A 21,483-nucleotide genomic window follows, 5' to 3' on the forward strand; every position below is an offset into this window, starting at 1 on the left:
ACATCCATGAAAAGCACTACACCACAACTTAAAAACTTCCGCTGGAAAGGCATCAACAGTTCTGGCAAAAAGACGTCTGGACAAACCCTCGCGATGACAGAAATTGAAGTACGCGAGCGTCTAGACGCACAGCACATCAAGATCAAGAAGTTAAAGAAAAGCAGTATCTCGTTTCTCACTAAACTCAGCCATCGCGTGAAAGGCAGAGACATCACGGTGTTTACCCGTCAGATTTCGACGATGTTGATAACCGGTGTGCCCTTGGTTCAGGCTTTAAAATTGGTCTCAGAAAATCATAAAAAAGCAGAGATGAAATCCATTTTGATGAGCGTGACACGCGCCGTTGAAGCGGGGACGCCCATGTCAAAAGCCATGCGCACTGCAAGTGAACACTTTGACCCACTCTATACCGATCTTATCGCCACAGGTGAGCAATCCGGTAACTTAGCAGAAGTATTCGAGCGCTTAGCCACCTACCGAGAAAAAAATGAACAACTCCGTGCGAAAGTGATCAAAGCACTGATCTACCCAGCGATGGTAGTGCTAGTAGCGTTAGGCGTGTCGTTTATCATGCTCACCAAAGTCATTCCCGAGTTTGAAAAAATGTTTGTTGGTTTTGGTGCTGACTTACCGTGGTTTACCAGGCAAGTGTTAGATCTTTCCGCATGGACACAAAACTGGAGCCCATTTATAGCACTAGGCTCCATTAGTTTATTCATCTCGGCGAGAATCCTCTCTAAGCGTTCAGATTCTTTTCGCTTAACGCTCAATCGATCTGTGCTTAAATTTCCTGTCCTTGGGCCTGTATTATCAAAAGCAGCGATCGCCAAATTTAGTCGAACACTCGCCACAAGCTTTACAGCGGGCATTCCAATTCTAACCAGTTTAAAAACTACATCAAAAACATCAGGAAACTTGCACTATCAACTCGCCATAGAAGAAGTTTACCGTGATACCGCCGCAGGTATGCCAATGTATGTAGCCATGCGCAACTGTAATGTGTTCCCTGAATTGGTGTTACAAATGGTTATGATCGGTGAAGAGTCTGGTCGACTTGACGATATGCTCAATAAAGTTGCAACAATCTACGAGTTTGAAGTCGACAACACCGTCGACAACCTTAGTAAAATTCTAGAGCCACTAATTATCGTTTTTTTAGGTATCGTTGTTGGCGGATTAGTGACAGCAATGTACTTGCCAATCTTTAACTTAATGAGTGTATTGGGCTAGAATGAGCTGTTAACTCCTTTAAAACAGCATCTTGCTGATTTCACTCATCGCTCAAGAGACAAATATGGAAGTATTCCAGTACTACCCTTGGCTATTCGTTGTGTTTGCCACCATCTTCGGTCTTATCGTGGGTAGCTTCCTCAATGTGGTTATTTATCGACTACCTAAAATCATGGAACTAGAATGGCGACGCGAATGTGCCGAGTCATTTCCTGAATACAAAATAGAACCTCCTAAAGAAGTGCTGACCTTGAGCGTCCCACGCTCCTCCTGCCAGAAATGCGCAACACCGATACGTATTCGCGACAACATTCCTGTGATTAGCTGGCTGCTTTTAAAAGGCAAATGTCACAACTGTCAGGCAACCATTAGTGCACGCTATCCACTGATTGAACTGCTCACCGCGTTCTGTTCAGGCTTTATCGCTTATTACTTTGGTTTTAGTTACTTTACCGTTGCCCTACTCTTTTTTACTTTTATCTTAATCGCCGCAACATTTATCGATCTCGATACTATGTTGTTACCTGACCAATTAACATTACCATTAACTTGGGCTGGCATTGCCTTAGCATTAGTCGAAATAAGTCCTGTTACTCTACAAGATTCTGTCATTGGTGCTATTGCTGGTTACCTATGTCTCTGGTCCGTTTACTGGGGCTTTAAGCTACTTACTGGTAAAGAAGGAATGGGGTATGGTGATTTTAAACTACTGGCGGCACTAGGAGCTTGGCTAGGTTGGCAGTCACTGCCGATGATCATTCTACTTTCTTCTGTGGTTGGCATCGTATTTGGCATCATTCAACTACGCTTGCAAAAGCAGGGAATTGAAAAAGCTTTCCCTTTCGGTCCTTACTTAGCAATTGCTGGTTGGATAAGCTTAATTTGGGGCGACCAGATTTTAAACTGGTACTTTACTTCAGTTCTAGGAGTGTAAATGGCTTTGGTTATTGGTTTAACAGGCGGTATCGCTAGTGGAAAAACAACCGTCGCGAATCTGTTCAAACAACAATTTAAAATCGATATCGTCGATGCCGACATTGTAGCAAGAGAAGTTGTCGAGCCAGGTACTCCCGGCCTAAACGCGATTATTGAACACTTTGGTCACGATATCGTTCGTGAAGACCAAACTTTAGATCGCGCAAAGCTGAGAGAAAAAATCTTTTCGAATTCAGATGAAAAAGCATGGCTCAACGCACTGTTGCACCCGATAATTCGTGAAAAGATGATCGAAGATTTGCAGCAAGTCACTTCAGAGTATGCGTTACTTGTGGTGCCGTTGCTCGTAGAAAACAAGCTAGATAGTTTGTGTGATCGCGTTCTTGTCGTCGATGTAGAACCGAATACACAGATATCTCGCACGATGAAACGAGACAATGTGAGTGAAGATCAAGTTCGCGCCATCCTTGCCTCTCAAGCATCAAGAGAGCAAAGGCTCGCGCTTGCAGACGATGTGGTTAAGAATAATCCAAGTGACCCTGATCTTTTGCTTCAAATCACAGATTTGCACGAAAAGTACCTAGCCATGTGTAAGAAAAATCTGCGAAAATAGGAACGAAACTCACAAAGGCTTATGTCGATGACCACGCACAAATTTGAACATCCGTTAAATGAGAAAACTCGTATTTATCTAAGAGTGGAGTCTCTGCTGCGTCAGGCTCACTTGGCCTCTGGGTTTAGCGAAAATCATCAGTATCAACTGTTTTTCCGTGCGTTATTCGATATGGTTGAGATCTTCGAACAAATCCAACTGAAAAGTGAACTGGCTAAAGATCTTGAGAAGCAACGGCTGTCGTACCGCCATTGGCTCAATGTTGATGGTGTCGATCAAGACGCATTAAATACCTTGCTACAAGAGATAGATGTCGTTCATAGCCAACTAATGGGTGCTGAACGTTTTGGCCAAGCATTAAAAGAAGATCGCTTCCTAAGCTCTATCCGTCAACGCTTTAATCTACCGGGTGGTTCATGCTGTTTTGATCTGCCAGCATTACACTACTGGCTTCATCTACCTATTGAACGTAAAAAGCGTGATGCACAACAGTGGCAAGCAAGCTTAAAGCCCTTATCTGATGCGCTTTCGTTATGGTTAAAGCTCACTAGAGAGACCGGACATTTCAAAGCTCAAATCGGTCGTGCAGGTTTCTTCCAAAGTGACGCTGATGAAGCCAACATTCTAAGACTTCACATCCCAATGGAATATGGCGTGTATCCTATGATTTCAGGCCATAAAAACCGCTTTGCGATCAAGTTCATGTCGTTTGAAAACGGTCAAGCATGCACACAAGATATTGAATTTGAACTTGCTGTTTGCAGCTAAGACGACACTACGCCTCGCCTCCATAATCTAAAATTCAACGCTTTATTGCGCTTATATTTGATAAAATTTCGTAGCAGCAATAGCGCGTTGAATAAGCCATCTTTAATTCGTTTAGGTATACTACCCTTTAACACCAATTAGTAATGGGACGCTCAACTATGTCTAAAGTTACCATCGTTCAATGCCCACAATGTGGCGCCGACGTAGAATGGGGAGAACAAAGTCCTCATCGCCCTTTCTGCAGTAAACAATGCCAAATGATTGATTTTGGTGAATGGGCAGATGAAGAAAACACCATCCCAGGCGCACCCGATATGTCCGATAGTGATGGCTGGTCTGAAGACCAGTATTAAATTGAGACCTAGGGTAAAGGAATACCCTAGGTTCCTTCTTGGGGAACCTGAATCACGCTCCGTCGTCGCTGTCCAGAATGACGAATTTGAACCTCGGTGCTATATAATCTTTGACCATCATTTTCCGTCATTCCGAGGAGCCATAGCGACATCAGGAATCTATTCACAGCAAGGCAGAGGCGTGGAGTGTAAATCAGTGCATGAGCATCGACAGTTCAGTTAGGGTGAAAAGAAACGAGCAAGCTAATTACACAAATAAAAAAACGGAGCCCTAAAAGGACTCCGTTTAAGATGAGAACGCTAGTTATAGCATTACTTCTTAGCAAGCTTCTCTTTGATACGAGCAGACTTACCAGAACGCTCACGTAGGTAGTACAACTTGGCACGACGTACTGCACCACGGCGTTTAACTTCGATGCTATCAACGATTGGAGAGTGTGTTTGGAACGTACGCTCAACACCTTCACCGTTAGAGATCTTACGTACAGTGAAAGCAGAGTGTAGACCACGGTTACGGATTGCGATTACAACGCCTTCGAAAGCCTGTAGACGCTCACGGTCACCTTCTTTTACCTTAACTTGAACTACAACAGTGTCACCTGGTGCAAATTTAGGTAGGTCTGATTTCATTTGCTCTTCTTCAAGAGCTTTGATGATGTTACTCATTTTTTAAATTCCTAGAATAAACTGATACTAAATAAATTAGGTTACTTTGCGTTATGTTCTTTAATGGCTTTATGCTCATTAACAAACTCAGCAAGTAATTGTTCCTGTTCGTCAGTCAGAGCTAGGTTTTCCAGGAGCTCTGGTCTTCTTAGCCAAGTACGGCCCAACGACTGCTTGAGTCGCCATTGACGAATGTCCTTGTGATTGCCTGACATCAGTACCGCTGGTACCTCTTTGTCATCCAATACTTCTGGACGCGTATAGTGAGGGCAATCTAACAAGCCATTTGCAAAAGAGTCTTCTTCTGCTGACGCGAAATCCCCTAGTACACCCGGAACAAACCGAGAGACAGCGTCGATTAACGTCATGGCTGGTATCTCACCACCCGTCATCACAAAATCACCAATCGACCATTCTTCGTCGACTTCAGATTGAATGATGCGCTCATCTACCCCTTCATAACGACCACAAATCAGAAGCAAGTTCTCATTCGTTGCCAGTTCTTCCACTCCTTTCTGGTCGAGCTTGCGACCTTGAGGAGAAAGGTAGATGACTTTCGTCTTGCCCGGTGAGGCTGCTTTCGCGGTATGAATGGCATCGCGCAAAGGCTGAACCATCATTAACATACCAGGGCCACCACCGTAAGGTCGGTCATCGACTGTGCGATGTTTGTCGTGAGTGAAATCTCTAGGATTCCAAGTCTCAATCGACAAAAGACCTTTTTTAACCGCTTGACCTGTTACTCCAAAATCAGTAACAGAACGGAACATTTCTGGAAAAAGGCTAATAACGCCAACCCACATGTTTATCTCGCTCTGTAATTTTGGAGATTAGAATCCAGGATCCCAGTCAACTTCGATCCGTTGAGCTTCGCGATCAACATTAATGATCACTTGCTCTTCAAGGAACGGGATTAATCGTTCCTTCTGCCCGAAAGCATCTTTAAGATTTGCTTTAACAACCAGAACATCGTTTGAGCCAGTTTCTAGCATGTCAGTAACGACACCTAGATCGTAACCTTTAGTAGTTACAACTTGCATCCCAAACAATTCGCGCCAGTAGAACTCATCTTCTGACAATTCAGGAAGTACCGCAGGGTCAATAGCAATTTCAAAGTTCGTCATTAGATGCGCGTCTTCACGAACATCCATGCCTTCCAGCTTAGCCACCATACCTTTGTTATGGCGCTTCCAGCTTTCTACTTTGTACTCAACCCACTTGCCCTTTTGGTTAATGTACCAAGGGCTGTAATCGAAAATGCTTTCAGCATTGTCTGTGTAGGAAAAAACCTTAAGCCAACCACGAATGCCGTAAGTAGCACCAAACTTGCCTACAACAATCTTTTCGTTGCTCATTGTTTCTTTACCTTTCATCGACATAAACTAGTTTCTACTTTTCAAGTAAAAAATTAAGCCGCTTTTTGAGCGTCTTTAACTAGCTTAGCAACACGGTCAGATACTGACGCGCCTTGACCAACCCAGTGGTTAACGCGGTCTAGGTCTAGACGTAGACCTTCTTCTTGACCTTTAGCAGTTGGGTTGAAGAAACCAACTTTCTCGATGAAACGGCCAGTTGCAGCGTTGCGGCTGTCCGCTACTACGATTTGATAAAATGGACGCTTTTTAGCGCCGTGACGTGCCAAACGAATGGTTACCATGTCGTCCTCTTTGCTTTCTCAAAAATAAAATTAACCCCAAAAACCATTCAAGAAATTAAACAGTTTGGGGTCTCGTGCCAAAATAAAGCTCCGGAATTTTACTCTTCTCCCGGAGCAATGCAAGGAGTTTAGTTACTTTTTCACCAACATAAATTGAATTTAAAGTTTGTGACGTACCTAACACCCTGAATCTATGCGTGATCGATTAATTAACGACCAAATGGGTTGAAGCCACCGCCACCACCCATGCCGCCCATCATGCCTTGCATGTTGCGCATCATGCCTTTCATGCCACCTTTTTGCATCTTTTTCATCATTTTCTGCATTTGGGTGAACTGTTTTAGTAAGCGGTTTACATCTTGAACCTGCACACCAGAACCAGCCGCGATACGCTTCTTGCGCGAGCCCTTGATAATTTCTGGGCGTTGACGTTCTTTCATTGTCATGGAGCTGATGATCGCTTCCATCTGTTTGAACATCTTGTCATCGACTTTGTCTTTCACATTGTCTGGTAGCTGGGACATTCCTGGAAGCTTATCCATCATCCCCATCATGCCGCCCATGTTTTGCATCTGGCCTAGCTGTTCACGGAAATCTTCAAGGTCGAAACCTTTCTTCTCTTTGAACTTCTTCGCTAACTTTTCTGCCTTTTCTTGGTCAACGTTGCGTTGTAGGTCTTCAATTAAAGACAGAACGTCACCCATGCCAAGAATACGTGAAGCAACACGATCTGGGTGGAACGGTTCTAGCGCGTCAGTTTTTTCACCGACACCCAAGAATTTGATTGGCTTGCCCGTGACATGGCGTACTGAAAGTGCCGCACCACCACGAGCATCACCATCAACCTTAGTTAGAACTACACCGGTAAGAGGTAGCGCATCGCCAAAGGCTTTTGCTGTATTTGCTGCGTCTTGACCCGTCATTGCGTCAACAACAAATAGCGTTTCTACTGGGTTGATAGCTGCGTGAAGATCTTTGATCTCCCCCATCATCTCTTCATCAATTGCCAAACGACCTGCGGTATCGACAATAAGTACGTCGTAGAATTTTTTCTTCGCATGGTCAATCGCTGCATTGGCGATATCAATAGGCTTTTGGTCTGGTGATGATGGGAAGAAGTCAACACCGATGTCTGATGCCAGCGTTTCAAGCTGCTTGATTGCCGCAGGACGGTAAACGTCGGCAGACACAACCAAAACTTTCTTCTTGTCACGTTCTTTTAGAAGCTTAGATAACTTACCTACCGATGTGGTTTTACCCGCACCTTGTAGACCTGCCATAAGAAGCACAGCAGGTGGTTGAGCGGCAAGGTTTAGCGCCTCATTCGACTCACCCATTACGGCTTCAAGTTCTGTTTGAACGATCTTGATAAATTCCTGACCTGGAGTCAGAGATTTAGAAACTTCTACGCCCACCGCTTTTTCTTTAACGCGGTTCACAAATTCACGAACGACCGGAAGCGCAACGTCAGCTTCAAGTAGAGCCATTCGGACTTCACGTAGGGTTTCTTTAATGTTGTCTTCGGTCAGACGACCTTTACCACTGATATTTTTCAGCGTTTTGGATAATCGATCCGTTAAATTCTCAAACATCTTTGTCTCTTCGCTAAAATGGCGATTAATTAGTGTGAGTATACATTAGCCAAGGTCTGAGTCATACCCGTACCGCTGTCCTATTCTTGTCTCTATTTATATATGGTGCGGTAACTTATTAATTTCAATATCTCATCTCTCACGATTGATGTCGGATATAACGTAGCCCCAAAGTGTAATGCAAGGTATAATTTCTCCATCGTGCACAATAATATTTAGGATTCATGGATAGCTTAATAGCCATCGCGGCCGCCATACTTTATGTTTTGGCGATTGCGACCATCATACCCGGACTCTCACAACAGTCAGGAATCAAAGCAAAAACAGTGTTTGCTAGTGCTGCCTGTGCGCTTGTTTTTCATGCGTGGATTTTGAGTGATCTGATTTTTGATGGTTCAGGTCAAAACCTGAGTATTCTCAACGTGGCTTCTTTGATCAGTTTTATTATTTCTCTGGTCATGAGCCTTGCTATGTTGAAAAACCGACTGTGGTTTTTATTGCCTGTCGTTTATAGCTTTGCTGCCATCAATTTATCTGCTGCCACATTTTTGCCAAGCACGTTTATAAAGCACCTAGAGAATGACCCTAAGCTACTCATTCATATTTCATTTGCGCTCTTCTCATACGCGACTTTAACTATCGGGGCACTCTATGCGCTTCAGTTGGCTTGGCTGGATCACAAACTGAAAGCAAAAAAATCTTTGGCGATTAACCCAAACCTGCCGCCTCTATTAATGGTGGAGCGTCAACTCTTCAAAATTATTTTGATCGGTAACTTATTGTTAACTGCCACGCTCATTACTGGCTTTGTCTTTGTGCAGGATATGTTTGCCCAAGGTAAGGCACATAAGGGCATTCTTTCTTTCATCGCTTGGGTGGTGTACTCAATACTGCTTTGGGGTCACTATCAAAAAGGCTGGCGTGGTAGAAAAGTCACATGGTTCGCTGTTGCAGGAGCAACACTGTTAACTCTGGCATATTTTGGCAGTCGCTTTGTAAAAGAAATCATCTTGAATTAAGGAGCTCTAGGGCTCCTATCCTTTATATTTTAGGCTAGATAAAATACAGTACGCCTTAACTCTTTGACTTAACGGACTTACTCAACCGTTATATAACCCAATACTTACAAGGAACAGCAACGTTTTGGACGACATCTCTACGGGTATCTTGTTTGCGCTACTCGCGTGTCTTATCGTCATATCAGGTTACTTTTCCGGTTCAGAAACAGGGATGATGTCTCTGAATCGTTATCGCTTAAAACACTTAGCCAAAAACGGGCATAAGGGTGCTAAGCGAGTCGAAAGACTATTAGACCGTCCAGATCGTTTGATTGGTCTTATTCTTATCGGCAACAACCTCGTTAATATTCTCGCGTCCGCGATCGCGACCATTATTGGTATGCGTTTGTATGGTGATTTAGGTGTCGCTATCGCAACCGGTGCACTAACTATGGTTGTATTGGTTTTTGCCGAGGTTACCCCTAAAACAATTGCAGCGCTTTACCCTGAACGTGTGTCCTACGCGAGCAGTATATTATTGACCATACTGATGAAGTTACTGTCGCCTTTAGTGATGCTTGTTAACTTTATTACGAATGGCTTTATCCGCTTACTTGGTGTAAGAGCGGATCACTCAGCAGAAGATCATCTTAGCTCCGATGAGCTGCGTACGGTGGTAAATGAAGCTGGCGGTTTGATCCCTCGCCGACACCAAGACATGCTAGTGTCTATTTTAGATCTTGAGCACGTCACCGTGAACGACATTATGGTCCCACGCAATGAAATTACCGGTATTGATATTAACGACGACTGGAAATCCATTGTTCGCCAGCTAACACACTCACCACATGGACGCATAGTTTTCTATCGTGACCAAATTGATGAAGTGGTTGGCATGCTGCGCTTGCGTGAAGCTTATCGTCTGATGTTGGAAAAGAACGAATTCAACAAAGAAACGCTATTACGTGCCGCTGATGAGGTCTATTACATCCCAGAAGGCACACCACTGAACGTGCAAATGTTGAAATTCCAACGCAACAAGCAACGTATCGGTCTGATCGTGGATGAGTACGGTGATATCATCGGTCTAATCACTCTTGAAGATATTCTGGAAGAGATCATTGGTGAGTTCACGACGTCAATTTCTCCAAGCCTCTCTGATGAAATCAGTCCTCAAGGTGACGGAAGCTTTCTTATTGAAGGCAGCACCAATATTCGAGATATTAACAAAGGCCTGAAATGGGATTTACCAACGGATGGCCCAAGAACGTTAAACGGTCTTATTTTGGAGCACCTGGAAGATATTCCAGAGAGCCATTTAAGCGTGAGAGTAGCGGGTCACCCAATGGAACTTGTTGAGATTGAAGAGAACCGAATCAAGCTCGTTCGTGTTTATCCGAAGAAGAAAAAATCGACATCCAAATAACCAAAAGAAAAGCCTGACTCATGTCAGGCTTTTTTACTTATTGGGGCAATATGCTTCTTAATGAGCACCTAGTCGATGCGCAACTCTTTTAACATCGACTCAGGCAAAGCAAGTTCATCATTTTTGTTCACCGAAACACCAGCATCCAAAATGTTCTTTGCGATCTGTTGTGCTTCTTTTAAAGAGTGCATTGCTGCCGTGCCGCATTGGTATTCGTTAAGTTCAGGGATCTTATTCTGACTTTCTACCTTCAGCACGTCTTCCATTGCTGCAATCCAAGCATCTGCGACTTGCTGCTCTGATGGTGTGCCAATCAGACTCATGTAAAAACCTGTGCGGCAACCCATAGGCGAAATATCGATGATCTCAACAGAATCACCGTTTAGGTGATTACGCATAAAGCCTGCATAAAGGTGCTCTAGGGTGTGAATACCTTTTTCAGAAAGAATGTCTTTGTTTGGCGCAGTAAAGCGTAAGTCGAAAACAGTAATCGTATCCCCTTTTGGGGTCTGCATGGTTTTCGCCACTCGCACTGCCGGTGCATTCATACGAGTGTGGTCCACGGTAAAACTATCGAGTAAAGGCATTACATCTCTCCTGATTGTAACTCCAGTACCTTTCGGTAATGGATAAATGTCATTCATCCCTACAGCACATGAACTGACTGTGGGCTAAAAGAACCAGCTGCTGTTGTCTTCTAATTCCTCACGACATTGCTTCAGCTGCCAGCCATAAGTTTTCGCTGTTTGTTCAACACGTCGAGCGACTTTGATTAAACTAGGTTTTCGATTATAAGTGCCTCGCTTATATCCACCTCGCCCTTCATGATAAGCCAGATACTGGTTATAGGGATCCCATAATGAAATCCCTAGCTGACGCCGTGTTTCATGAGTGTACCAACCGACAAACATCATAGAATCATCGAAGTTGGTACGAGAGCCCCCCTGACCTGTCGCATCTTGGAAGTCTTCCCAAGCAGGGTCTTGAGCTTGAGCATAACCATACGCACTGCTGACTCGTCCCCAAGGAATAAACCCTAGCAAATAATCTTTAGGTGGTTTTGCATCGTGCCGAAAGCTGCTTTCTTGTTTAATGATGGCCATAGCGACATGAATAGGGGTACCCCATTCATCTTCCATATCTTTGGCATCATCGTACCAACCGGGTTTCTCTCGGAATATCTCGCATAAGTTATTCTGCTGCTTTGGCGGTGCCGTAGCACAACCTGCAAGTAACACGCTTCCAAGTACCGCTACTACTAACGACTTAATGTTCAACCCCACCAATCCTTAGTTAGTCATTACTGCTTCAGGTAAGCAAAGTAATCTTCCAAAAAATCATCAAAAGAAAGCATGTCACTCTGCTCTGCTTGCTTTTGTTTTTCCACGGACGACGCAACTTCCGTTTCCATCGTATCTTGTGAATAGTACTGATAACCGTGAGCTAGGTTTTCATCACGGTACTTCATACCAAGAGTACAACCGACTTTACCTAGCCCACCCAGCTCTTTCGTTAGCTCTAATAGTTGACCAGAGATCGTTAGTTCTGGGTTATCAATCCATGTCTCGAGTTGATTACACACATCTTGGTATGCACAGCCACCAGCGGTCATATCCATTTGCTGTGCTATTTGACGTAACTCGACGAAAACTCGGTGTGCCCAATCTTGTAGAGATAGACGCTCACCTTGGCAACCAATTTGCAGCATTAGACCTTTTTCACGGCCTGAAACAATGACTTTATTCCAGTTATCGCGCCAACACTCTAATTCACAGTTATCCATAGGGTCTGAGTCTGACAAGGCCGCCCAGGTAAGGAAGAGATCCAAGAATCGTACTTGCTCTTCATTTAAGCCCACTGCGCTGAATGGGTTAACATCTAGAGAACGAACTTCAATGTATTCGACACCACCGCGTCGTAACGCATCTGAAGGCTTCTCACCACTTTTCGATACACGTTTTGGACGAATCGGAGCGTACAGTTCATTCTCAATTTGTAAGATATTGGAATTAAGCTGGCGGTATTCACCATCCACTTTTACCCCAATTTTCGCAAACTCTTCTGATGGGTGGCGAATCGCATCACTCAAACCATCGAGGTATTGGTCAATGCTGTTAAAACCAATTTTCAGCACACTTTGAGCACTATTGGTATAGCCAAGATCGCTCAAACGCAAAGACGTCGACTTCGGCAAATATAATGTCCCGCCAATCTTCTCGAATGGCAGATCGGTTTCACGACCTTGAATAAAAGAGCCACATAACGCTGGTGATGCACCAAAGAAGTAGGGAATCATCCAGCCAAAGCGGTAGTAATTACGGATCAACGCAAAGTACGCATCAGACTTAGCATCTTGGCGGGCTTGTTCATCTTGCTCGCCATAGAGCGCATCCCAAAATGTTTCAGGAAACGAGAAGTTAAAATGGACACCTGAAATAATTTGCATCAGGCTGCCATAGCGACGCTTTAGGCCTTCTCGGTACAGCGTTTTCATTTTCGCTGCATTCGAAGAGCCATACTGGGCTAACTGAATATCATCCTCTGAGCCTACGTAGCAAGGCATTGATAGTGGCCACATTTTCTCTTCACCCATTTTGGTTTGAGTGAAATGATGGATATCTTTCAGCTGTGCCATCAGTTCTGGAATTTCATGTGACACAGGCGTAATGAACTCTAACAATGATTCCGAAAAATCCGTTGTGATCCATTGATTTGTGAACGCAGAGCCTAACCCTTCAGGATGAGGAGTTGTAGCTAGATGTCCATCCTGACGATAGCGCAAAGTTTCTCGCTCAACACCGCGTCCAAACTGCTTAAATACTTCGGGGTTTGATGCAACTTTTTTTAGTCGCGCAGCAAAATCAGTCAAAATGAGGTTCGCTTATATTGGGAGCAGGACACTTGTTACATAACACAAGTGTAAGCTAAGTTATTGATAGTTAATGCATCTAGATAAATAACCCACGAAAAGTTGCTTATCTAGATGAATAGCGGAGAAACGTTTCTCCGCTATTAAATGTGTACTCTATCGAATGATTTCAAGCTCTTCTACGTCTTTCCCCAACTTTTCTAATTGAGGACGCAACGATTTAGCATCACCAACGACGATAATTTGATAGTCATTTGGATCAAACCATTTCTGAGCCAGCGCATTCAACGTCTGCTTATCGACTTTTTCTACGATAGCGTTTCTTTGCTGCAAGTAATCATGATCGAGGTTGTACTTAAGAATATCACTGATGAGCTCCGCTTTTTGTGTTGGCGTTTCATATTTCAGTGCATCTTTTTGACCGACCGCTTGACGCATAAATTTCATCTCTTCATCAGTAATACCTGACTGCGAGTATTCATTTAGCTCATTTTCCATCTCAATGATCGAAGCAACCGTTGCATCCGCTCGTACTTGCGCGGTGAAAACCACCGAGCCTGTTTCTGGATTACCAGAGAAGTAGCCGTAAGCACCGTATGTGTAACCCTTGTCTTCACGTAGATTTTGGTTAATGCGGCTATTGAAGTTCCCAGCTAAGTTGAAGTTTGCCAGTTGACTTAGGTAAAAATCGCCCGTTGCGTCGTAAGGCATACCTTGACGAACCATCATGACCACACTTTGCGGCGCTCCTGGTTTATCAACAAGATGGATCTTTTGCTCACCTAATGCAGCAATGCTTTGCGGTGCATACAATGGCGCAGCTTCATCTTGCCAGTTTTTCCAGAACGTCAGTTGCTGCTCAATTTCCTGTTTATTGATGTCACCAACAACGACGATTTGCGCACTTTGTGGCGTGTAATGCTTCGAGTAGAATTCACGGACATCATCCAACGTTAATGCACTGACACCTGCTTGCGTGCCGTCTTTTGGTCGAGCAAAAACCGAATCCCCATAGAGCACCTGGCGACTCGCTTGTGACGCCATCCAACTTGGATTTTGGTGCTCATACACCAGGCCTTCTAGCGCTTGCATTTTTACACGCTCGAAATCATCTTGATTAAATGCAGGAGACAGCAACATCTCTTCGACAATTTCTAACGTCGGCTCTAAGTTCTTTTCTAGAGCAGAAACACTGATGTTTGTTGTATAACCTGTGGCATTAACAGAGATAACACTACCCAGTTTATCAAGCTCAGCTTGAATCTCTTCGACACTGCGTTTCGTTGTACCTTCTTGCAACATCGCAGCGGTCAATTGGGCAAGACCTTCTTTACCCTTTTCAACAAAACGTGTCCCTGCAGGTAGACTAAATTGCATCATCACCGTCGGCGTTTCATCGCTAACTGCACCAAGCAGCTCTGAGCCATTCTTGAAATGTAACTCGTACAGCTCTGGCATCGTCGCTTTCACTGGTTCTCCTACTGGCGGTTGCACTGAGCGATCGAAGTTATCGGTCGCACGACGATACGCCAATTGGTCATCGGAAATCTTCTCATATTCTGGCAGCGTGCGCTTTGGCGTCACAAAGGTCGCAGGTTTTACGACAAGGTCTGTTTTTCCTTTTGGGACCACGCTTAGGGTCACTTTGTTCTTACCTTGGATAAAGTCCGTATACGCTTTTTCTACCGAAGTCGGCGTAACTGCACGGATTTGCTCAAGCTGTTGCTCAAGACGATCAGGATCGCCGAAAAATGTCTCGTTGGAAGCCAACTGAGTCACTTTACCTTTAACGCTTTCTAGCGCAAAAATAGCATCCGCTTCCGCTTTACCCTTCAACTGCTCAAGGCGATCTTCTGTCACGCCTTTTTCCGCAAACTGATTCAGTGATTGTAAAAGCTCGTCGTACAGTTTTGATAGGTCGCCTTTGTCTCCAGAATCACCCATTGCGTAAACGTAAAAGTTACACGCCAGTTCAGCACAATCATGGAATGAACCAGCATCGACCGCTTTTTGAGTCTTCACTAGGTCTTGATAGAGCACGCTGTTGGTACCGCCACCCAATACTTCTGATAATGTATCGAGAGACGCTTGGCTTTCTTCGCCGTTGTAGGTTGTTGGCCACGCGATCATCACCATAGGTTGTTGAATACGATCTTCTAGAGTGATGTATTTATCTTCTTGCAGTTTTGCAGGTTGTTTCGGCGCATTTTCAACCTCAGGACCACGAGGAATCGAACCGAAGTACTTATTTACCCACTCTAGAGTTTGTTCAACGTCTAAGTCACCACCGATCGTGATAGTCGCATTGTTTGGGCCATACCAACGCAAGAAAAACGCTTTGAGATCGTTCACATCAACACGATCAAGATCTTCAACATAACCAATGGTTTGCCACGAATACGGGTGACCTTCAGGATATAGCGCTTCGGACATGCGCTCCCAAATTAAGCCATAAGGACGATTATCGTAACGCTGAGCTCGCTCATTTTTTACAGTAGAACGCTGAATTTCAAATTTGCGTTGAGAAACCGCATCCAACAAAAAGCCCATACGGTCAGACTCTAACCACAGCATTTTCTCGAGCTGGTTAGCAGGGACCGTTTCAAAGTAGTTAGTACGATCGCGGTTTGTTGTACCATTTAACGTGCCGCCAGCCTCTGTGATGATTCTGAAGTGCTCTTGGTCACCAACGTTCTCTGAGCCTTGGAACATCATGTGCTCAAAGAAATGCGCAAAACCAGACTTACCCACTTCTTCACGAGCTGAACCAACATGGTAAGTCACATCCACATAGACCAATGGGTCAGAATCTTCAGGAGCTAAGATCACCGTTAAACCATTATCGAGTTTATACTTTTGGTATGGAATCTTAACTTTGCCTTCTTCAGCTTTCGATGACTCAACGAAAGTTACCCCTTTCGGCAGTGATGAAACTGGCGTATTTGATGCACAGCCCGTGATCACCAACAGTGAACACGCGCCAACCCAAAACATCTTCATGTACTTTCCTTAAAATAATCCGAGATAGATGGCCGCAAGTAAGCTATACCTAGCAGCCTTTCCTAAAAATATTAAAATCACGCAAGGCAGAAACTTCATTCTTAGCCACCCTGCGGCTAAACACAGCGGGTCTCCTATTACAGGTAACCAGCTAAAAAATAATCCCCAATAGCCATACTTAGAGAGCCACTTTAATGCGGTATGACCGTGCTTTTCCTCTTGTGCTTTGTTGGGAATCCACAAGCCAAGCCAATAATTTGTTAAGCCACCAAGCGTATTACCGATAGTAGCGACCATAACAATTGAAGAAACGGAGTATTGATTTAATGAGAGAGTGGCAACTAAGCCCGCCTCAGAACCACCAGGCAACAACGTGGCACTGAGAAAACCGGTCATGAAAAGCACCCATAATGCTGAATCTGAAAACCAAAGCGCTAAACTTTCAAAACTCGTGTTAAATGCTTCTAGCATGTCATATCAAGCAACACCTTGCCTCTGGTTCTTCCTGATTCGACCTGCTGGTGAGCACCAATGACATCACTCATAGGATAAACCTGTTGAATTTCAGTCTTCAGTAAGCCAACGCCGACCATGTACAACAAGGTATCTAACTGCGCAGGGTCTGGTTCAACCAACATGCCACTAGCCTCAAAGCCTAGGAGTTTGGCTTTTTCACAAATCAGCTCAGCAGTTATGGTTGGAACGGTGATGACTCTCGCATTGTCTTTCAGGCATTTAAGCGCATCTAACGCAGCATCTCCGCCTACTAAATCAATCAAAACATCAACATCTTCAACACGTTCTGACACTGGTGCAAATTGATAGTTCACTGCATGAGCACCGAGCGTCGCAAGGTAATCTAAATTTCGTTCACTGCAGGTTGTAAAGACTTCCGCTTTCGTCGCGATCGCAATTTGTACCGCGAGGTGTCCAACACCACCGGCACCAGCGAGGATAAGTACGCGATCGTTTTCCGTCACATTAGCCCTACTGAGAGCTTGTGCCGCAGTTTGTCCCGCCAACGGTAATGCAGCAGCTGCCTCTAAAGTGACAGAGCTAGGAACATGACTTAACTCAGTTTCTGGAACACATATGTATTGACTGTAACCACCGCCTCGAACTGGGAAACCAATAAATCCAGCCACCTCATCACCTTCATTAAAACGTGATGCCCCCTCTCCACAAGACATCACTTTTCCTGAGATGTCGTAACCTGGCACCCAAGGTAAATTATCCTTATTCTGCGCTGCTGCCCAACCGAGCCCAGCTCGAGTTTTGACATCAATAGGATTTACGCCTGAAAAAGCGACTTTTACTAAGACTTCACCAGGCTGTGGTGATGGTGTAGAAGCATGTTGAATCGCGAGTACGTTGGCATCACCAAACTCAGTGATAACGATCTGTTTGTGTTCCATAAACCATTCCCTGCAAGAAAACAAAAAGGGATGCGAAAGCATCCCTTTGACTATAAACCATTTTGTTAACCTAAGTTAATCGTGATTTTGTAAATTGGTTGATCATTCCATTTTCAATAATGTCTAACCAACAAGTGCTAACAATATACCAGCCGCAACGGCTGAACCCAGCACACCAGCAACGTTTGGTCCCATCGCATGCATTAACAAAAAGTTTTGCGGGTTAGCTTGTAAACCAACTTTGTTTACGACTCGCGCGGCCATTGGTACCGCAGAAACGCCAGCCGCACCAATAAGTGGGTTGATGTCTTCTTTCGAGAACTTGTTAAGCAGTTTCGCCATCAGGACGCCCGCACCAGTACCGATACTAAATGCAACTGCGCCTAACCCCAAGATACCTAACGTTTCTAGGTTCAAGAACTGCTCAGCTTGCAGCTTAGAACCAACACCAAGACCTAAAAAGATAGTCACTATGTTGATCAATTCATTTTGAGCAGTTTTCGATAAACGATCGACCACACCAGCTTCACGCATCAAGTTACCCAAACAGAACATACCAACCAATGGCGTAGCTGAAGGTAAGAACAGAATCGTCATCAGTAATACAGCAAGCGGGAAGATGACTTTCTCCCATTTACCAACATGACGAAGCTGAGCCATCTTGATTTGACGCTCTTCCTTGGTTGTCAGTGCTTTCATGATTGGTGGCTGGATGATCGGCACCAATGCCATATAGCTGTATGCCGCGACTGCAATCGCACCTAACAGATCTGGAGAGAGCTTACTCGCCAAGAAAATCGCTGTTGGCCCATCAGCACCACCGATGATCGCGATAGACGAAGCATCTGCCATGGAGAACTCCATGCCAGGTACATAGTTGAGCAAAATAGCGCCAAACAGTGTTGCAAAAATACCAAACTGCGCAGCCGCACCTAACCACAACGTTTTTGGGTTTGCGATCAAAGCACCAAAGTCAGTCATCGCGCCCACACCCATGAAGATCAATAGCGGGAACACACCCGATTCAATCCCAATGTAGTAAACGTAGTAGAGCAAGCCACCAGGCTCAGTAAAGCCAGCATTTGGAATATTCGCCAAAATAGCACCGAAACCAATCGGCAATAACAGTAAAGGTTCAAATCCTTTTTTAATTGCCAAAAACAGCAAGGTACAACCAACCAGCATCATACAGATTTGGCCGAACTCGAAGTTAGCGATCCCTGTTTCTGCCCAAAGGGTTAACAATCCGTCCATGATACTCCCTTACGCCAGGCTCAACAGAGGCGCACCTACTGTGACAGCATCGCCTTCTTTAACGTTCAGCTCTTGAACCACACCACCACGCGCCGCTCGTACTTCAGTTTCCATTTTCATCGCTTCAAGGATGAGCAATACATCGCCTTCAGCTACCTCAGCACCAGGTTGAACATTCACTTTGAAGATGTTACCTGCAAGAGGAGCAGGTACCGCTTCTGCTGAAGCATTAGAAGGTGCGCTAGGTGTAGCCGATTTTGCCGGTGCATTAGAAGGAGCAACAGATGTCAGTTCACCTTGAGGGCCAACTTCCACCTCATACACCTGCCCGTCAACACGTACACTATAAGTTTCTACACCACCAGTTGCTGGTTGAGCTACAGGTACAGCAGGCTTCTCAGCTTCTAGCGTTGGTGCAGGCTCAAATGCTTCTGGGTTTTCACGATTCTTAAGGAACTTAAGCCCAACTTGAGGGAAAAGTGCATAAGTGAGTACGTCATCAACACGCTCACTTGCTAGCTTAATGCCTTCTGATTTCGCTTTCTCCATCAGATCAACCGTAAGCGTCTCCATTTCAGGCTCAAGTAAATCGGCAGGACGACAGGTAATTGGCTCTTTACCATCAAGCACTTTCGCTTGCAGTTCTGCATTTAACTCGGCTGGCGCTTGACCGTACTCACCTTTCAATAGGCCAGCGGTTTCCTTGGTAATACTCTTATAGCGCTCGCCAGTAAGAACGTTAATCACCGCTTGCGTACCGACGATCTGTGAAGTTGGAGTCACCAATGGAATGAAACCAAGATCTTCACGTACACGAGGGATCTCTTCTAATACTTCATCAATGCGATCCGCAGCACCCTGCTCTTTCAACTGGCCTTCCATATTGGTCAGCATACCACCAGGCACTTGAGCAATCAGGATGCGTGAATCGACTCCTTTTAACTGGCCTTCCCACTTCGCATACTTCTTACGTACCTCACGGAAATATGCGGCGATAGATTCCAGTTGCTCGAGTTTCAAATTGGTATCTCGCTCGGTACCTTCTAGCATAGCGACTACCGTTTCTGTCGGTGTATGACCGTAAGTACAACTCATTGAAGAAATCGCAGTATCGAGAATATCAATACCGGCTTCTACTGCTTTTACCGCTGTTGCTGTAGACAGCCCCGTTGTTGCATGACAATGAAGTGCCAATGGCACATCACAAGACGCTTTGATACGCGTGATAAGCTCTTCCGCTTCATAAGGCTTAAGTAAGCCAGACATATCTTTAATACACAGCGAATGACAACCTAAATCCTCTAGGCGTTTTGCCAAGTCAACCCAAGTGTCTGCGTTATGCACTGGGCTCGTTGTGTAAGACAACGTACCTTGAGCATGCGCACCAACATCAACCGTTGCTTTCACGGCTTTCTGGAAGTTTCGCACGTCATTCATTGCATCAAAAATACGGAATACATCCATGCCGTTAGCATGCGCGCGTTCAACAAACTTTTCTACTACGTCGTCGGCATAATGGCGGTATCCTAAAAGGTTTTGACCACGCAGTAGCATTTGCATTGGTGTATTAGGCATCGCTTTTTTTAGTTCACGTAAACGCTCCCAAGGGTCTTCCCCTAAGAATCGAATACAAGAATCAAATGTTGCACCACCCCAAGTCTCTAGAGACCAGTAACCAACCTTATCCAACTCAGCTGCGATAGGCAGCATATCCTCAATACGCATACGCGTAGCAAATAGTGATTGATGGGCATCACGAAGGACCACATCAGTAATAGCTAGTGGTTTAGACATGCTCTTAAACTCCTTTTTAATCCTAGTTCGGCTACTTCGCGAATGAGGCGCGATGTTTATGAATCGCAGCCGAGATCGCCGCCACTACTTGTGGACTAACAGCTGAAGAGGTTGATTGAATATTAGTGTTTGTTTTTGGTGCTGCGATCGGCTCTGGTACTTCTTCTGGTACCAATTTCGACATTAACCGAACGAGATAAACAAGAATAGTGAGGAAAATAAATACGACCGCCATCCCCGTTAGCATCAGGGTGGCCGCATCTACTAGCAGGCTTCCTATATTAGTCATGTTGCTTCCTTTCTTTGTCATCCTGACAACGTGCAGGACTTTAATAGTGTCAAATCCCGACCCATGGATTATCTCGATTGGTTAAATTTTGTCAATTTTGTTTAAGGAAGGTTTGTAGTAATCCTGATAAATGATTATTTATTCACTACCCAGATCACAGTTCATGACAAAATAATCACTTCAAATCGCTATCACCTTACGAACAGAGTAAAGGAGGACATAAATAAAAACTGCGATTTAGATTTCAAAATCAAATCGGGACTCACGCAGTAAAAACCAACAAAAACAAAAAGATGAACAAGATTAACAATAAATAAACAAATAACAAACAAAGTGACTACATGAGAGTGATTGAAATGAAAAATGGAAGTCAGTGTATAGGAGGGATAATCAGGATGATTTCACACGATGCGACAGAAGCTTGATAGCAAATTGCTTAGATACGCACATATTCGCTTTTAAAAAGAGGAACATAGGCTCTAGTGATCCTACGCCATATTTCAGATGTCTAGATACAAAAAAGCCTCGCAATTGCGAGGCTTTTTCAATAAGTGGCGCGTCCTGGAGGATTCGAACCTCCGACCGCCTGGTTCGTAGCCAGGTACTCTATCCAGCTGAGCTAA

General features: G+C 44.5%; 21 protein-coding genes. 7 read left to right on the top strand and 14 right to left on the bottom strand.

The annotated features are described in order from the left end of the window. Nucleotides 1–6: 6 nt before the first annotated feature. From R7Z77_RS03730 to yacG, 5 genes are all read left to right on the top strand, one after another. Nucleotides 7–1,230, top strand: a complete 1,224-nt coding sequence (locus R7Z77_RS03730) for a type II secretion system F family protein (RefSeq protein ID WP_033905594.1) — start codon at nucleotides 7–9, stop codon at nucleotides 1,228–1,230. Nucleotides 1,231–1,294: 64 nt separating this feature from the next. Next, on the top strand, nucleotides 1,295–2,164 hold the full coding sequence (locus tag R7Z77_RS03735; protein ID WP_017635919.1) for a prepilin peptidase: 870 nt from the start codon (nucleotides 1,295–1,297) through the stop codon (nucleotides 2,162–2,164). Next, nucleotides 2,165–2,779 (top strand): dephospho-CoA kinase, encoded by a 615-nt coding sequence (gene coaE, locus R7Z77_RS03740; RefSeq protein WP_017635920.1) that lies wholly within the window; start codon nucleotides 2,165–2,167, stop codon nucleotides 2,777–2,779. Between the two features lie 27 nt (nucleotides 2,780–2,806). Then, nucleotides 2,807–3,547 (top strand): cell division protein ZapD, encoded by a 741-nt coding sequence (gene zapD, locus R7Z77_RS03745; RefSeq protein WP_005373086.1) that lies wholly within the window; start codon nucleotides 2,807–2,809, stop codon nucleotides 3,545–3,547. Between the two features lie 158 nt (nucleotides 3,548–3,705). Further along, nucleotides 3,706–3,900: a DNA gyrase inhibitor YacG gene (yacG, locus tag R7Z77_RS03750; protein ID WP_017635922.1), complete on the top strand. Its 195-nt coding sequence runs from the start codon at nucleotides 3,706–3,708 to the stop codon at nucleotides 3,898–3,900. 312 nt (nucleotides 3,901–4,212) lie between these two features. Here the strand turns inward: yacG and rplS are convergent, their stop codons facing one another. From rplS to ffh, 5 genes are all read right to left on the bottom strand, one after another. Continuing rightward, the gene (gene rplS / locus R7Z77_RS03755; RefSeq protein ID WP_005379971.1) at nucleotides 4,213–4,566 is read right to left on the bottom strand and encodes a 50S ribosomal protein L19; all 354 of its coding nucleotides are present in this window, start codon (nucleotides 4,564–4,566) and stop codon (nucleotides 4,213–4,215) included. Nucleotides 4,567–4,607: 41 nt separating this feature from the next. Next, entirely contained in the window at nucleotides 4,608–5,369 is a 762-nt protein-coding gene (gene trmD, locus R7Z77_RS03760) for a tRNA (guanosine(37)-N1)-methyltransferase TrmD (RefSeq protein ID WP_017635923.1), read from the bottom strand. A 27-nt stretch (nucleotides 5,370–5,396) separates the two neighbouring features. Next, the gene (gene rimM, locus R7Z77_RS03765; protein ID WP_005379964.1) at nucleotides 5,397–5,945 is read right to left on the bottom strand and encodes a ribosome maturation factor RimM; all 549 of its coding nucleotides are present in this window, start codon (nucleotides 5,943–5,945) and stop codon (nucleotides 5,397–5,399) included. Nucleotides 5,946–5,974: 29 nt separating this feature from the next. Beyond that, nucleotides 5,975–6,223 carry a 30S ribosomal protein S16 gene (gene rpsP / locus R7Z77_RS03770; protein WP_005379962.1) on the bottom strand — a complete coding sequence of 83 codons (249 nt, stop codon included), beginning with the start codon at nucleotides 6,221–6,223 and terminating at the stop codon, nucleotides 5,975–5,977. Nucleotides 6,224–6,432: 209 nt separating this feature from the next. Then, the gene (gene ffh, locus R7Z77_RS03775; protein ID WP_005385423.1) at nucleotides 6,433–7,815 is read right to left on the bottom strand and encodes a signal recognition particle protein; all 1,383 of its coding nucleotides are present in this window, start codon (nucleotides 7,813–7,815) and stop codon (nucleotides 6,433–6,435) included. 224 nt (nucleotides 7,816–8,039) lie between these two features. On the opposite strand from ffh, the gene R7Z77_RS03780 reads away from it, so the two are divergent. Beyond that, on the top strand, nucleotides 8,040–8,834 hold the full coding sequence (locus R7Z77_RS03780) for an inner membrane protein YpjD (RefSeq protein WP_005379950.1): 795 nt from the start codon (nucleotides 8,040–8,042) through the stop codon (nucleotides 8,832–8,834). Nucleotides 8,835–8,958: 124 nt separating this feature from the next. Then, nucleotides 8,959–10,239: an HlyC/CorC family transporter gene (locus R7Z77_RS03785; RefSeq protein ID WP_005379948.1), complete on the top strand. Its 1,281-nt coding sequence runs from the start codon at nucleotides 8,959–8,961 to the stop codon at nucleotides 10,237–10,239. Between the two features lie 68 nt (nucleotides 10,240–10,307). On the opposite strand, the gene luxS is transcribed toward R7Z77_RS03785, so the two are convergent. The 9 genes from luxS to R7Z77_RS03830 all read right to left on the bottom strand — a co-directional run bounded on the left by luxS (nucleotide 10,308) and on the right by R7Z77_RS03830 (nucleotide 20,860). Beyond that, complete coding sequence (gene luxS / locus R7Z77_RS03790; protein ID WP_017820391.1) at nucleotides 10,308–10,826, bottom strand: S-ribosylhomocysteine lyase; 519 nt, start codon at nucleotides 10,824–10,826, stop codon at nucleotides 10,308–10,310. A gap of 84 nt (nucleotides 10,827–10,910) precedes the next feature. After that, a complete protein-coding gene (locus R7Z77_RS03795; RefSeq protein ID WP_213889957.1) occupies nucleotides 10,911–11,516 on the bottom strand; it encodes a hypothetical protein in 606 nt (201 codons plus the stop codon). Nucleotides 11,517–11,539: 23 nt separating this feature from the next. Next, nucleotides 11,540–13,108, bottom strand: a complete 1,569-nt coding sequence (gene gshA / locus R7Z77_RS03800; RefSeq protein ID WP_033905598.1) for a glutamate--cysteine ligase — start codon at nucleotides 13,106–13,108, stop codon at nucleotides 11,540–11,542. A 156-nt stretch (nucleotides 13,109–13,264) separates the two neighbouring features. After that, nucleotides 13,265–16,108: a pitrilysin family protein gene (locus R7Z77_RS03805; protein ID WP_318136605.1), complete on the bottom strand. Its 2,844-nt coding sequence runs from the start codon at nucleotides 16,106–16,108 to the stop codon at nucleotides 13,265–13,267. 9 nt (nucleotides 16,109–16,117) lie between these two features. Next, a complete protein-coding gene (locus R7Z77_RS03810; RefSeq protein WP_005379938.1) occupies nucleotides 16,118–16,579 on the bottom strand; it encodes a YqaA family protein in 462 nt (153 codons plus the stop codon). Next, nucleotides 16,573–17,523: an NADP-dependent oxidoreductase gene (locus R7Z77_RS03815; protein ID WP_213889959.1), complete on the bottom strand. Its 951-nt coding sequence runs from the start codon at nucleotides 17,521–17,523 to the stop codon at nucleotides 16,573–16,575. Before R7Z77_RS03815 ends, R7Z77_RS03810 begins: the two co-directional genes overlap by 7 nt. A 123-nt stretch (nucleotides 17,524–17,646) precedes the next feature. Further along, on the bottom strand, nucleotides 17,647–18,777 hold the full coding sequence (locus R7Z77_RS03820) for a sodium ion-translocating decarboxylase subunit beta (protein WP_005379935.1): 1,131 nt from the start codon (nucleotides 18,775–18,777) through the stop codon (nucleotides 17,647–17,649). A gap of 9 nt (nucleotides 18,778–18,786) precedes the next feature. Continuing rightward, entirely contained in the window at nucleotides 18,787–20,571 is a 1,785-nt protein-coding gene (oadA, locus tag R7Z77_RS03825) for a sodium-extruding oxaloacetate decarboxylase subunit alpha (protein WP_033905601.1), read from the bottom strand. 31 nt (nucleotides 20,572–20,602) lie between these two features. Continuing rightward, nucleotides 20,603–20,860 (bottom strand): oxaloacetate decarboxylase subunit gamma, encoded by a 258-nt coding sequence (locus R7Z77_RS03830; protein ID WP_005379932.1) that lies wholly within the window; start codon nucleotides 20,858–20,860, stop codon nucleotides 20,603–20,605. Nucleotides 20,861–21,483: the final 623 nt, after the last annotated feature.

This window comes from Vibrio sp. 1401 (assembly GCF_033340295.1).